12 protein-coding genes are annotated in these 12,996 nt (G+C 62.2%); 6 read left to right on the top strand and 6 right to left on the bottom strand.

Features of this window, described 5'->3' with window-relative positions:
* Positions 1 to 17 precede the first annotated feature (17 nt).
* On the top strand, positions 18 to 2,075 hold the full coding sequence (locus ACFWEM_RS16405) for a neutral/alkaline ceramidase (RefSeq protein WP_378535075.1): 2,058 nt from the start codon (positions 18 to 20) through the stop codon (positions 2,073 to 2,075).
* An 81-nt stretch (positions 2,076 to 2,156) separates the two neighbouring features.
* Here the strand turns inward: ACFWEM_RS16405 and ACFWEM_RS16400 are convergent, their stop codons facing one another.
* Entirely contained in the window at positions 2,157 to 3,353 is a 1,197-nt protein-coding gene (locus ACFWEM_RS16400) for an MFS transporter (RefSeq protein ID WP_020968434.1), read from the bottom strand.
* Positions 3,354 to 3,496: 143 nt separating this feature from the next.
* Between ACFWEM_RS16400 and ACFWEM_RS16395 the strand changes: the two genes are divergently transcribed.
* Positions 3,497 to 3,943 (top strand): MarR family winged helix-turn-helix transcriptional regulator, encoded by a 447-nt coding sequence (locus tag ACFWEM_RS16395; RefSeq protein WP_003945852.1) that lies wholly within the window; start codon positions 3,497 to 3,499, stop codon positions 3,941 to 3,943.
* On the opposite strand, the gene thrS is transcribed toward ACFWEM_RS16395, so the two are convergent.
* Positions 3,940 to 5,160, bottom strand: coding sequence for a threonine--tRNA ligase (gene thrS, locus ACFWEM_RS16390; RefSeq protein ID WP_378535073.1), 1,221 nt, complete (start codon positions 5,158 to 5,160; stop codon positions 3,940 to 3,942). The two genes, ACFWEM_RS16395 and thrS, sit on opposite strands and share 4 nt — an antisense overlap.
* Before the next feature lie 330 nt (positions 5,161 to 5,490).
* Between thrS and ACFWEM_RS16385 the strand changes: the two genes are divergently transcribed.
* Both ACFWEM_RS16385 and ACFWEM_RS16380 read left to right on the top strand, forming a co-directional pair.
* Positions 5,491 to 6,765, top strand: coding sequence for a DUF445 domain-containing protein (locus ACFWEM_RS16385; RefSeq protein WP_007734105.1), 1,275 nt, complete (start codon positions 5,491 to 5,493; stop codon positions 6,763 to 6,765).
* 2 nt (positions 6,766 to 6,767) lie between these two features.
* Positions 6,768 to 7,592, top strand: a complete 825-nt coding sequence (locus tag ACFWEM_RS16380) for an Abi-alpha family protein (protein WP_378535071.1) — start codon at positions 6,768 to 6,770, stop codon at positions 7,590 to 7,592.
* Positions 7,593 to 7,659: 67 nt separating this feature from the next.
* Here the strand turns inward: ACFWEM_RS16380 and hsaB are convergent, their stop codons facing one another.
* Genes hsaB through hsaA form a run of 4 tightly spaced genes read right to left on the bottom strand, consistent with a single transcriptional unit; the run spans position 7,660 to position 11,207 of the window.
* The gene (gene hsaB / locus ACFWEM_RS16375; protein WP_003945677.1) at positions 7,660 to 8,244 is read right to left on the bottom strand and encodes a 3-hydroxy-9,10-secoandrosta-1,3,5(10)-triene-9,17-dione monooxygenase reductase subunit; all 585 of its coding nucleotides are present in this window, start codon (positions 8,242 to 8,244) and stop codon (positions 7,660 to 7,662) included.
* Complete coding sequence (gene hsaC, locus ACFWEM_RS16370) at positions 8,241 to 9,143, bottom strand: iron-dependent extradiol dioxygenase HsaC (protein ID WP_003945585.1); 903 nt, start codon at positions 9,141 to 9,143, stop codon at positions 8,241 to 8,243. The genes hsaB and hsaC overlap by 4 nt, the downstream gene beginning before the upstream one ends.
* Positions 9,143 to 10,021 carry a 4,5:9,10-diseco-3-hydroxy-5,9,17-trioxoandrosta-1(10),2-diene-4-oate hydrolase gene (hsaD, locus tag ACFWEM_RS16365; RefSeq protein WP_003945808.1) on the bottom strand — a complete coding sequence of 293 codons (879 nt, stop codon included), beginning with the start codon at positions 10,019 to 10,021 and terminating at the stop codon, positions 9,143 to 9,145. Before hsaD ends, hsaC begins: the two co-directional genes overlap by 1 nt.
* Positions 10,022 to 10,031: 10 nt before the next feature.
* Positions 10,032 to 11,207: a 3-hydroxy-9,10-secoandrosta-1,3,5(10)-triene-9,17-dione monooxygenase oxygenase subunit gene (gene hsaA / locus ACFWEM_RS16360; protein WP_039973406.1), complete on the bottom strand. Its 1,176-nt coding sequence runs from the start codon at positions 11,205 to 11,207 to the stop codon at positions 10,032 to 10,034.
* Positions 11,208 to 11,402: 195 nt separating this feature from the next.
* Here hsaA and ACFWEM_RS16355 point away from each other — a divergent pair, with 195 nt between their 5' ends.
* The gene (locus ACFWEM_RS16355; protein ID WP_378448259.1) at positions 11,403 to 12,563 is read left to right on the top strand and encodes a Rieske 2Fe-2S domain-containing protein; all 1,161 of its coding nucleotides are present in this window, start codon (positions 11,403 to 11,405) and stop codon (positions 12,561 to 12,563) included.
* 2 nt (positions 12,564 to 12,565) lie between these two features.
* Positions 12,566 to 12,937 carry a hypothetical protein gene (locus tag ACFWEM_RS16350; RefSeq protein WP_007734099.1) on the top strand — a complete coding sequence of 124 codons (372 nt, stop codon included), beginning with the start codon at positions 12,566 to 12,568 and terminating at the stop codon, positions 12,935 to 12,937.
* The last annotated feature ends 59 nt before the right edge of the window (positions 12,938 to 12,996 follow it).

The following is a 12,996-nucleotide window of genomic DNA, read 5'->3' as shown; positions in this document are numbered from 1 at the left end:
CGCCCGAAAGGACACTCGTGCAGATCACCCGACGCACCGTACTGGCAGGCGCTGCCGCCGCACCTGCGCTCGCCGCTCTGTCGACGAACCAGGCCGTCGCAGCTTCGCCGGCACGCTCCGTTTCACCCGCACGCACCGACAAGTCGTCGGCGTCACTGCAGGTGGGCGTCGGAATTTCCGATGTGACCGGACCCGTCGCCGAAGTCGGCATGATGGGCTACTCGAGCTTCGATCAACGCGCCGAAGGCCTGCACCAGCGAATGCGCGCACGCGCCTTCATCTTCGAGTCCGGCGCGTCGCGGGTCGTCTATGTCTGCGTCGACAACTGCATGATCTTCCAGTCCGTTCACGACGAGGTCCTACGCCGGCTGGCTGGGAAATTCGGCGACATCTACACCGAACGCAACGTCATGTTGACGGCCATCCATTCACACGCGGCATGTGGTGGGGCCTCGCACAACTACGCGTACAACCTCGCAGTTCTCGGCTTCGAACTGCAGGTGTTCGAAGCCGAGGTCAACGGCATGGTCGAGGCGATCAGCGCTGCCCACGAGAACCTGGCGCCGGGCTCCGTCCGTTTCGGGCGGTCCGATCTCACCGACGCCAGCGTCAACCGATCGCGAGTGGCGTTCGACCTCAATCCTGAAGAGGACAAGGCCTACTACCCCGGCGGCAACGATCACCACATGCGTGTCATGCGGATCAGCCGGGGCAGCAAGGACATCGGAGCGATCAACTGGTTCGCCACCCACTGCGCCTCGCTCACGAACGAGAACCATCTCATCTCCGGGGACAACAAGGGCGCCGCGGCGTACTTCTGGGAGCACGACGACCAGGGCGTGCGCTACCTCGACGGCGACACCAGCTTCATTGCTGCTTTTCCGCAGACCAACAGCGGCGACATGTCACCCAACCTCTTCCTCGAGCCCGGACGCGGACCGACCGAAGACGAATTCGAGAACGCACGCATCATCGGACTCCGCCAGGTAGCGGCAGCCCAAACTGCCTTCGACGCGGTGTCCGAAACCGTCACCGGTGGCGTCGACAGTCGGATCATGTACCTGGACATGGCAAATCAAGTGGTGAGCGGAAGATTCACCCCCGACGGACGCGAGCACCGCACCGCTCCGGCCGCGATCGGTGCGGCAATGAGCGCCGGAAGCGTCGAGGACGGACCGGCAATCCCGATCTTCCCCGAGGGCACCCGAAACCCCATGATCGACGCCCTGGGCGGTATGGATGCTCCTGTGCCTCAATGGCTTCAGGATGCACAGGCGCCCAAACTCGTAGTCGTTCCGGTCGGCCTGCTGCCACCGGGCGGATGGGTGCCGAACGTACTGAAGATCCAGATCCTGCGGATCGGCCAGTTCTACATCGTCGGTGGCCCTGCGGAATTCACCATCGTCTCCGGATTACGAGTGCGTCGAACCGTCGCCGAGGAGCTTGGGGTCCCCCTCGAGAACGTCATCTTCCAGGGATACGCGAACTCGTACTCGAGCTACTGCACCACACCGCAGGAATACGATTCGCAGCAATACGAGGGCGGTTCGACGATGTTCGGCCGTTACACGCTGCCGGCCTATCAGCAGGGGTACTCCGCTCTCGCAGCCGCGATGCGCGACGGCACCGAACCTCCTCGCGGCCCCGCGCCCGCCGACCTGTCCGGGTTCCAACCCAGCTTCGGACCTGGCGTCGACTTCGACGAGCCTTTGCCGGGAACACAATTCGGCGATGCAACCGTCCAGCCCGGCGACACCTCACCGGGTGGGCAGGTTGCCGTCGAGTTCGTCACCGGCCACCCCAAGAACGACACTCACCGAAACGGGACCTTCTACGAGATCCAGCGAAATACCGGCGGATCCTGGACACGGGTCGCCGACGACAACGACTGGTCCACCAAACTGCACTGGCGCCGGGTCGGGAGCAACGGTTCCGTCGTGCGCATCACGTGGGATGTTCCGGCCGATACTCCGGCGGGTACGTATCGAGTCCAACACTTCGGTGCGTCGAAGGCTCGGGGTAGCGGCGCGATCACGCCTTTCTCCGGGGTGACCGCCGAATTCCGCCTCACCTGACCCGCGTGAACGTATCGCTCCCCTTGTTGGACAAGGGGAGCGATACGTTCACGCGATGGGGTCAGAGCGCAGTGGACAGGTTCAGGCGGCGGTCGGGTGCAGCGAGGTGCTCGACGTCGACTGCTCTGACGCTGCCGGGCGGTCGATCTTCGCCGCGACGATCAGGACCAGCAGACCGGCGACGGTGACCGCCGCCCCCATCCAGATCGGGGAGGTGAACCCGAGTCCCGCGGCGATGGTGATTCCGCCCAGCCATGCACCGAGCGCGTTGCCGACGTTGAAGGCGGCAATATTTGCACCCGACGCCATGGTCGGTGCTGCCGACGCGTAGTTCATGATCCGCATCTGCAACCCGGGTACCGTCGCAAAACCGAAGGCGCCCATGAAGAACAGCGAAATCACGGTCATGACCTTGCTCTCGGCGGTGGCGGCGAACACGATCAGAACGACGGTCAGGATCGCGAGAATCCAGACCAATGCCTTCGTCAGCGAGCGGTCGGCAGCCTTGGCGCCGAGGAAGTTACCGACGAACAGGCCCGAGCCGAAGAGGATGAGCAGCCACGGAACGCTGGACGTCGCGAATCCCGTTACCTCGGTGAGGGTGAAGGCGATATAGGTGAAGGCTCCGAACATTCCGCCGTAGCCGAGGATAGTGATGGCGATCGAGAGCCATACCTGCTTGTTGCGGAACGCCCCCAACTCTCCGCGCAATCCGCCGCCGGTCGTGCTTGCGGGTGTCGTCGGGACGAGTGCTGCAATTCCGATCAGGGCGATGACGCCGATGACGGTGATGGCCCAGAACGTCGAGCGCCATCCGAGTTGCTGGCCCAGCAGCGTGCCGAACGGAACGCCGAGAACGTTGGCGATGGTCAGGCCCGCGAACATCATCGCGATGGCGCCGGCGCGCTTGTTGGGCGCGACCATGTCGGCGGCAACCACCGAGCCGATTCCGAAGAACGCACCGTGGCACAGCGCCGCGACGATGCGTCCGCCCATCATGACCTCGTAGGAGGGCGCGAGCGCGGACATCAGGTTGCCGATGATGAACAGCACCATGAGCGAGAGAAGGACCTTCTTGCGCTCGAAGCGGGTGACGGCAGCGGTCAGGAGGATCGCGCCGATCGCCACCGACAGTGCGTAGCCCGAGATCAGGTAGCCCGCGACGGACTCGGTGACCTCGAAATCAGCCGAGACCTCGGGCAGGAGGCCCATGATGACAAATTCGGTGAGGCCGATCCCGAACCCGCCCATGGCGAGGGCAATGAGACCCAATGGCATCTCGATGTTCCTTTCACAGATTTACGCGTAAGCCGTTAGCGGGCGTGTGCATTAGTTGCAGGCGCGCTATAAATAGTTGCACGCGCGCGCTACATGCGCAAGCTGGTAACCTGGAGCCGCAGGAAACGGACAAGGAGAATCACATGGGGATCGCCGACGACGCCGTCGAAATCCGTTCGCAAGGGTGGCGCACGCTCGCAGCACTGCACGGCGCCCTCGACACCGAACTGGAACGCGCGCTCCAGCGTGAGCACAAACTGTCCGTCGTCGAATACACCGTCCTCGACGCTTTGAGCCGCCAGGACGGCTGGCACATGCGGATGGCTCAGTTGGCTCGCGCTGCCGCACTGAGCAGCAGCGCCACGACGCGCTTGGTCAATCGACTCGAAGATCGAGGACTATTGACGCGCATCCTGTGCGCCGACGACCGTCGAGGCATCTACACCGAGCTGACGCCGGCCGGCCGCGAGCTTCTCGAAAGCGCACGGCCGACGCACGACGCCACCCTCGAGGCGGCGCTCGACGAGGCATGCAAGACACCCGAACTCGCGCCACTGGTGCGCGCCCTCCACGAGCTTCCCGTCGGCTAGAAGTCTGCCGGAAGCAGGGCACGCTCTTTGATGCCCGAGACCACCTGAGCGACAAACACACTCGCATCGACGACCACCCGCCCACCACGCGCGGGGACCAGAACGTCGACGGTGCCGCCGTGCACCTCGTTGTCCCCGATCACCGCGATGTACGGGTCACGGTGAGTGCGTGCCTCGCGTATGCGACGTCCCAACGATCCGTCGGCTGCGATCGCCACTCGAACATCGCGGGCCGCGAGATCAGCCCGCAAACACTCGGCCTCAACCTGGTGCCGGTCGCCGACAGGCAGGATCGAGACTTGGTTGGGTGCCAGCCATGGCGGCATCCGCCCTTCGAACCTTTCGATCAAGAGCGCAGTCATGCGTTCCATCGACCCAAGCAAGCCCCGATGGATCATGACGGGGCGAGCCTTGGATCCGTCTTCCGCGGTGTACTCGAGGTCGAACCGTTCCGGTTGATTGAAGTCGAGTTGCACGGTCGAGAGTGTTTCCTCGCGGCCGTGCGCGTCTCGCACTTGGACGTCGATCTTGGGACCGTAGAACGCCGCCTCCCCCTTCGCTTCCACGTACTCGATCGAGCGTGCATTCAGCGCCCCGCGAAGGTGATCCTCGGCGTCCGCCCACTGCTCGTCGGTGCCGAGGTACTGCCCCTCTCCCCCTCTGATCGAGAGGCGGTACTTCCGTTCGGCAATCCCCAGAGTCGAGTAGCAGCGCTCGATCGCGTCGAGCGCGACGATCACTTCCGCTTGCACTTGTTCGCGACTACAGAAGACATGTGCGTCGTCGAGATTGATCTGTCTGACGCGGTTCAGTCCACTGAGAACTCCGGAGAGTTCGCTACGGAACATCGAGCCGAGTTCACGAACGCGGAAAGGTAACTCGCGATAACTACGACCGCGAGCGGCGAATACCTGAGCGTGATGAGGACAGTTAGCCGGACGAAGGAGAAATGACTCTCCGCCTATCTTCATTTCAGGGAACATGTCGTCCGAGAACTTGGACCAATGCCCAGATCTCTCGTACAACTCTTTCTTCGCCATAACGGGGGTATAGACACCCCGGCATCCGGATCGCGCTGCTTGTTCGGCGGCGAACTTTTCGAGTTCGTTCCTGATGATCGCGCCGTCCGGTAACCAGAGTGGGAGGCCGGCCCCGACTATGGGGGTGGTGGCGAAAAACTCCAGGTCGCGCCCGAGTTCGCGGTGGTCAGCGCTCATGAGAGGTCTCCAAATCGTTCAAGGGGAGACGCACACGGAGCGACGAAACAGGAAAGCCCCGGGGCGATAACTCCCGGGGCTGAAAGGGTTCGGTCAGCAGTTGCTAAACGATGCGCCGGAAGAGAACCGGCGTCGTCGTGTTGTGCGCAATACTGACCATGTACGCGAGGTTACATCAACTTCCTACCCACCTCCAGCCCGAATTGTCGGGCCTCTATGCTGACGCAACTGGGAAGGCGCAGCAGTAGCCAACGAAACACCCACGAAGAGCGAAGTTTCGGCAATCATGTCCGAACGTGAGGTTCTCGGATATGAGGAGGATGTGCGACGGTGCCGGACCACTTGCTCGAACAGTTGATCACCATTCCTTTGTTCACGGGAATCATCGGGTACATCACCAATTGGTCGGGCGTCCTGATGCTTTTTGCGCCGATCAACTTCCACGGGATCAAAGTGCCCGGCCTCAAACTGCTCTTCCCGTTCCTCCCCCGGCGCGTCCAGGTGATCCCGGCGATCACGAGCGACGGCCGATTCGGCTGGCAAGGCATCGTCCCCTCGAGGGCGGAGAAGATGGCGTCGATCGCCGTCGACAAATCCCTCGCGAAAGTCGGCAGCATCGCCGACTTCTACCGCGTTCTGGACCCGGACAGCATCGCCGAGCACTTGGTGAACATCTCGCGCAGTGAAGTGCGCGGCGTGGTCACCAGAATCATGACGGCCGAGAATCCTCAGCTCTGGCACAACCTTCCGACATCGGTGAAGGAAGCCGTCTTCCGCAAAGTGGAGGACGATCTGCCGGCCAGCGTGCGGATGATCACCGACCGCATCGAAGAGGACATCGACGAGTTCATCGACGCGAAGCTGATGGTGATCCGCTACCTCTCCTCGCATCCCAAACTGCTCAACGACATCTTCCGCACGATGGGCAACAAAGAACTCCGGTTCATGCAGAACTTCGGCTTCTACTTCGGCTTCCCGATGGGCTTCGTACTCGTCGGGATCCTCCACCTGGTTCCGCAGTGGTGGGTGCTTCCCATCGGCGGTGTGATCATCGGATACATCGTGAACTACCTCGGCATCACGATGATCTTCGAACCGATCACCCCCAGCCGTTGGGTGCCGTGGAGGCAGGGACTCTTCCTGAAACGCCGCACCGAGATCATCGCCGGGTACGCAAAAACCCTCGCCGATCACGTCGTGACGCTCGAGAACATCGGCACCGAACTCCTCGAAGGTCCACGCTCGGACCGAACGCGGCGGATGCTCGATCAGGTACTGCGCGAATCCGTCGACGACGCAGCCGGCTGGGCAAAGTCGGTGGTCAAGATGACCGTCGGTTCGCAGAGCTACAAGCGTCTGCCCGGACTGGCCACCACCGAAGTGCTCGACCTGTACCCAAGGGTCTTCGAGGACGCGGAGTTCGCCGAGAACCAGTCGGAGAAGATTCGCGTCTTCGTCACCGAACGCATGAGCATCCTTTCACCGGAAGATTTCAGCGAACTACTACGCTCAGCCGTCAAACAGGACGAGTGGCTGTTGTTCGTACACGGGGCCGTGCTGGGCTCGTTTGCCGGTTTCCTACACCTCGCAATATTCGGAGTATGAGCATGAGTGAGCACGACCATCGCATGATCGTCGAAGCGGAATCGTACGACTGGGCTGCGGACATCGCGCCGGTCGAATCCGTCGAAAAGCGTCTGATCCGTAGCCTTGTCGGGCTTACCGCCACGACGACGCTCACGTCGATCAAGCTGACAGGGTGGGCTTTCGGAACGGCGAAGGAGGCGACGCGGCAGATCGTTCAGGCCGCCGCCGAAGCCGCGGCAGAGGCTGCAGAATCCGCCAACGTGCAATCCGAACGTCGGGCCGAGAACACCAACGGAGACGGCTCGCGGACGGAGAACCTGCGGGCGGCAATGGCTACTCGTACCAATCGCAAACAGAGCGTCGAGGCCACACTCGCGGCGCTGCGGGCACGTGGTGACAGGTTGCTGGATCGTTCCGCGGACGTGACCGATCGCGACGATCTGCACCCGGCTTACGACCGGATCCTCGACGAGATCGCACCAGACGAAGCTCGAATTCTTCGGTTGCTGGCCACCTCCGGCGCACAACCGAGCGTCGACGTGCGCACGGCGCGGCCGTTCGGAGTCGGCTCGGAGATGATCGACGAGGGTCTGTCGATGATCGGAGAACTGGCGGGATGTCGACATCTGGACCGCATCAGCGCCTACCTGAACAACCTGCATCGGCTCGGTTTGGTGGCGTTCTCACGAGAGCCCGTCGAGGCCGACCGGTACCAGGTGGTCGAGGTGCAGCCGTCGGTGATCGAGGCGGTCAAACGTGCAGGACGATCCAACAGAATTGTGCGTCGTAGCATCCTGTTGACGCCGTTCGGTGACGACTTCTGTCATACCTGTTTTTCGCTGTAGGACCTCCGGCCCCGTGAGTGGTCAAGGAGCCCCTGGACTCCTTAACCACTCACGGGGGGCTTGCCCCCTACAGCCAGGTATCTTCTGTCGTGGTCGTCAGGAAAGCTTCCAGATCGTCACGCCAGGTAGCCGGAACAGTCTTGTCCGGCTCGATGCCCGTGTACTGCCCGCGGTAGAAGAGCAGCGGGCGTTCGGTCTTGATCTCACTCATCGACGACACCCGACCGAAGACGACGTAGTGATCGCCGCCGTCGTGGACGGTTTCGACTGTGCAGTCGATGTGGGCCAGCGACTTGTCGATGATCGGTGACCCCAGAGGTGATGGCGTCCAATCGATGCCGGCGAACTTGTCCGGCTCACGCGACCCGAAACGAGCACACACCGCCTGCTGTTCCTCCGCCAACACGTTGACGGCGAACTTCCCGGTCCGCTCGATTGCCGCCCACGACCGAGAACCCTTGGTGGGGCAGAACAACACCAAAGGCGGGTCGAGTGACAGGGCGGCGAAAGACTGACACGCGAACCCGACTGGTTCACCGTCGTCGACTGTCGTGATGATGGTGATACCCGTACAGAACTGCCCGAGAACCGTGCGGAACTGGCGTGGATCGATCGCCTGCTCCGCGCTCACCGACGCGTCGGGCGAACTCACGGCTTCATTCCCACCGTGAAGTCATGACCCCACAGGCTCACGGCCGTGCTTTCCCTCGCGATCCAGTTTTCGTCCTCGACCTCTAGCCCCTCACAACCGAATTCGATGTCGAACCCGCCCGGAGTCTTCATGTAGAACGAGAGCATCTCGTCGTTGACGTGGCGACCGAGAGTCGCCGACATCTTGACCTTCTTGCGCAATGCCCGGTCGAGGCACAGTCCGACGTCGTCCGAGTTCTCCACCTCGAGCATCAGGTGCACGATGCCCGTCGGGTTGGGCAACGGCAGGAACGCCAAGCTGTGGTGACGCGGGTTGCAGCCGAGGAACCTCAACCACGCCGGGTCGCCGTCCGCGGGCCGCCCGACCATCTGCGGAGGCAGACGCATCGAGTCGCGAAGCTTGAATCCGAGTACGTCGCGGTAGAACCGGAGCGAAGCATCGTCGTCGTCGGTGGTGAGCACAACGTGGCCGAGCCCCTGCTCCCCCGTCACGAACCTGTGCCCGTACGGGCTCACGATCCGGCGGTGTTCGAGAGCAGCTCCGTGGAACACCTCGAGGGAGTTACCCGAGGTGTCCTCGAACGCGATCATCTCGACGACGCGACGGTCCTTGAGTTGCTCCGCCGTGCCTTCCTTGAACGGAACACCGGCTGCCGACAACCTGTCACGGATATCCTGCAGCTCAGCGGCATTCGCGGTTTCCCAACCCGAGACGAGCAGACGGTCCGTGTCGTTCGGAACGATGACAAGACGCGCCGGGAAGTCGTCCATACGCAGATACAGCGATTCCGCGTCGACGCCCTTGCCCTCGATCATTCCGAGGATCTTGAGTCCGTATTCGCGCCACGCAGCCATGTCGGTGGCCCCGATGCGCATGTACGCCAGAGATCGAATACCCATCATTTACCTCCGTCGAGCAGGAAGTCGGTTGCGAGCCGGTTGAATTCGTCGAACTTCTCGAGCTGCGCCCAGTGACCGCAACCGCCGAAGACGTGGAGCTGCGCGCGCGGGATCATCTTGAGCGCGACCAGTGCGCCGTCGAGAGGGTTGACCCGGTCCTCACGGCCCCAGATCAGCAACACACGCTGCCGAAGCTTGTACGCCTCGCGCCAAAGCATGCCGAGCTCGAAGTCACCGCTGGAGAAGGACTTACCCATCGCCTTGGCCGCAGCCAACGACTCGGGAGTGCTGGCCGCAGCAAAGCGTTCGTCGACGAGTTCCGGCGTGATCAGCTTCTGATCGAAGACCATGATCCGCAGGAACGCTTCGAGGTTCTCACGTGTGGGCTGGTAGCTGAACTTCCCGAGGTTCTTGACGCCCTCGGTGGGGTCCGGCGCAAACAGGTTGACACTCAGACCGCCGGGGCCCATCAGAACGAGGCGACCGGCGCGATCCGGGTAGTCGAGCGCAAAGCGAACGGCAGCGCCACCCCCGAGCGAATTGCCCAGCAGATCAACGCGACCGGTGATCTCGAGCGTGTCCAGAAGATCATTGAGCGCCGACGCACTGTGCACGAAGTACTGCGGATGCTCCGTCGGCTTGTCGGACTGCCCGTAGCCCGGCTGATCGACCGCGATGACGTGAAAGCTCTTCGCCAACACCGGAATGTTGCGGGCGAAGTTAGACCACGACGACGCGCCTGGGCCACCGCCGTGCAGCAGCACGATGGTCTTGTCGTTTCCGACGCCCGCCTCGTGGAAGTGCAGTTTCAGATCGGGGCGCACTTGCGCGAACCGTGAAGTGGACTCGTAGGTGAGGGCTTCTTCGGTGGTTGTCACTGAGCCTCCTCTAGACCATCGTGTCGGTGATCGGCAGACCGAATTCGCCGGTTCCGAACATGACGTAGGCGCGTTCGGGATCGTTGGCGGCGTGGACGCGACCAGCGTGAGCATCGCGCCAGAAACGCTGGATAGGAGTGCCGTTCTGCAGCGCCGTGGCGCCGGAGTTCTCGAAGAGCTTGTCGATCGAGGCGATCGCGCGGCCCGTGGCGCGCACCTGGTCACGTCGAGCGCGCAGACGCAGTTCCATCGGAACCTCTTCGCCCGCAAGGATCAACGCGTACTCGTCGGCGACGTTGCCGGATAGCTGACGCCACGCGGCGTCGATGTCGCTGGATGCCTCGGCGATGCGTACCTTGGCAAACGGATCGTCCTTCGACTTCTCGCCGGCGAACGCAGCGCGCACACGCTTGCCCTGGTGCTCAACGTGCGCTTCGTAAGCTCCGTAAGCCATTCCGACGATCGGTGCCGAGATCGTCGTGGGGTGAATGGTTCCCCACGGCATCTTGTAGACCGGCGCGGTGTTGTTCTCGAGGCCCGGGGCGGTCAGTTCGCTCATCGCCCGGAAGCTCAGAACGCGATGCTTGGGAACAAAAACATCCTTGACCACAACGGTATTGGAGCCGGTTCCACGCAGACCGACCACATTCCACACGTCATCGATCTGGTAGTCCTCGCGAGGAATCAGGTAGCTCACGAAATCGACTGCGCGGCCGTCTTTGAACACCGGACCACCGAGAACGGCCCAGCTGGCATGGTCACAACCCGAGGACCACGCCCACGCACCGTTGACCTTGTATCCGCCCTCGACTACTTCACCCATACCCATCGGGGCGTAAGAGGACGAGATGCGAACGTCAGTGTCGTTGCCCCACACGTCTTCCTGCGCCTGCTGAGAGAAGAGGGCGAGGTGCCAGTTGTGTACCCCGATGATCGAGGAGACCCACCCTGTGGAACCACACGCGCTGGCGATCTTCTTGACCGCGGAGTAGAACAGCACCGGATCGGCTTCGTATCCGCCCCACTGCTTCGGCTGCAGCAAGCGGAAGAAGCCTGTTTCCTGAAGAGCCTTGATGGACTCGTCGGGGATACGACGCAGATCCTCGGTCTCCTGTGCGCGCTCGCGCAGTGCCGGCAGTAGTGCGTCGAGCCTCTGCATCACCTCGTGGCTGTCATGGTTACCCACTTCGACGCTCCCGTCTTCCTCGATCGGTTGGTTCACTTACACTTGAGACTAGAACACGTTCTCTTTTCTGTCGAGACGCTGACAAAGGTCCCGTTTGTGGCCGCAATGCTGTAACAAGTGCCCCCAAAATCTGGCGGAACCGGATCGAGTTCTATAACGTGTTCTACTAACAGCTAGAAGGGATGTGAGGTCACAATGGCGCAGATTCGCGAGATCGACGTCGGAACGGTGCAAACTCGTTTCGCCCGCGGTTGGCACTGCCTGGGTCTACTGAAGACCTTCAAGGACGGCAAACCGCACGCGATCGAGGCTTTCGGTACGAAGCTCGTGGTGTTCGCCGACAGCAAGGGCGACATCAAAGTTCTCGACGGATACTGCCGTCACATGGGTGGTGACCTCACACAAGGCGAGGTCAAGGGCGATTCCATCGCCTGCCCCTTCCACGACTGGCGCTGGGGCGGCAACGGCAAGTGCACCGGCATTCCTTATGCCCGCCGTGTGCCCCCGCTCGCACGTACCCGTGCGTGGACGACCCTCGAGCAGAACGCTCAGCTCTTCGTCTGGAACGACCCCGAGGGCAATCCGCCGCCCGAAGAGATCGTGATTCCTCGTATCGAGGGCGCCTACAGCGACGAATGGACCGACTGGACCTGGAACTCCATGGTCATCGAGGGGTCCAACTGCCGCGAGATCATCGACAACGTGGTCGACATGGCGCACTTCTACTACATCCACTACGCCTTCCCGACGTACTTCAAGAACGTCTTCGAAGGTGAGATCGCCACTCAGTACCTCAACACCACCGGCCGTCCCGACATCGGAATGGCCTCCCAGTACGGCGGCGACACGCTGCTTCGCTCCGAAGCTGCGTATTACGGGCCGTCGTACATGGTCAATCCCCTGTGGAACAGCTACAGCGGATACGAGGTCGAGAGTGTTCTCATCAACTGCCACTACCCGATCAGCCCGGACTCGTTCGTGCTGCAGTGGGGTGTGACGGTCAAGAAGCCGACGGGTGTCTCCGACGAGATGGCCGACAAGTTGGCCGGCAAGTTCACCGAGGGCATCAGCGAGGGCTTCCTGCAGGACGTCGCGATCTGGAAGAACAAGACCAAGATCGAGAATCCTCTCCTCTGCGAAGAAGACGGCCCCGTTTACCAGCTACGACGCTGGTACGAGCAGTTCTACGTGGACAAGGCAGACGTCACCGAGAAGATGACGCAGCGCTTCGAGTTCGAGGTGGACACCACCAAGGCAAACGAAGCCTGGCACGCCGAGGTAGAGGAAAACCTCGCACGCCAGAAGGCCGAGAAGGAAGCTGCAGCAGAAGCGGCAAAGAAGGAAGCAGAGGTCTAGTCGTGAGCGCCTCGATCGGAACCGACGCACGGTGGGCTCGTTGGGCCAAGGCACCGGACTTTGCCGGGCAGACGGAACGACTCGAGGCGATCGCGGCCCAGACGATCGAGGACAAGCACGAATACCTCGACTCGGGTCTGCAGGAAGTCGACTGCAAGGCATGCGGCGCGTGCGTACTGGTTCGCAAGAACACGTACAAGCACACCAGCGTTCAGTGGACTTCCGACCCGGCGCTGCGTTGCCACACCTTCAAAGAGGCAATTGCTTCCGGTCAGTCGACGGCATTGAAAGACGGTTGCCCGAAGTTGCACGACAGCATCGCCGACGCGGTCAGGGACGGCACCATCACGGTGCGTGATCCCGAGGTCAGCTGACCTGATTGTGCAGAACGAGGACCGACCCACCACGGGTCGGTCCTCGTTTTGTGTTCCGG

It is taken from the genome of Rhodococcus sp. NPDC060176, from assembly GCF_042728675.1.
GTDB lineage: Bacteria > Actinomycetota > Actinomycetes > Mycobacteriales > Mycobacteriaceae > Rhodococcus_F.
This window is presented reverse-complemented; position numbering and strand designations above follow the sequence as displayed.

Bases quoted from the DNA above. Each gene is read 5' to 3' on its own strand.
- ACFWEM_RS16400 (WP_020968434.1), bottom strand. From the start codon at position 3,353: ATGCCATTGGGTCTCATTGCCCTCGCCATGGGCGGGTTCGGGATCGGC.
- ACFWEM_RS16395 (WP_003945852.1), top strand. From the start codon at position 3,497: ATGGGGATCGCCGACGACGCCGTCGAAATCCGTTCGCAAGGGTGGCGC.
- thrS (WP_378535073.1), bottom strand. From the start codon at position 5,160: ATGAGCGCTGACCACCGCGAACTCGGGCGCGACCTGGAGTTTTTCGCC.
- ACFWEM_RS16380 (WP_378535071.1), top strand. From the start codon at position 6,768: ATGAGTGAGCACGACCATCGCATGATCGTCGAAGCGGAATCGTACGAC.
- hsaC (WP_003945585.1), bottom strand. From the start codon at position 9,143: ATGGGTATTCGATCTCTGGCGTACATGCGCATCGGGGCCACCGACATG.
- ACFWEM_RS16355 (WP_378448259.1), top strand. From the start codon at position 11,403: ATGGCGCAGATTCGCGAGATCGACGTCGGAACGGTGCAAACTCGTTTC.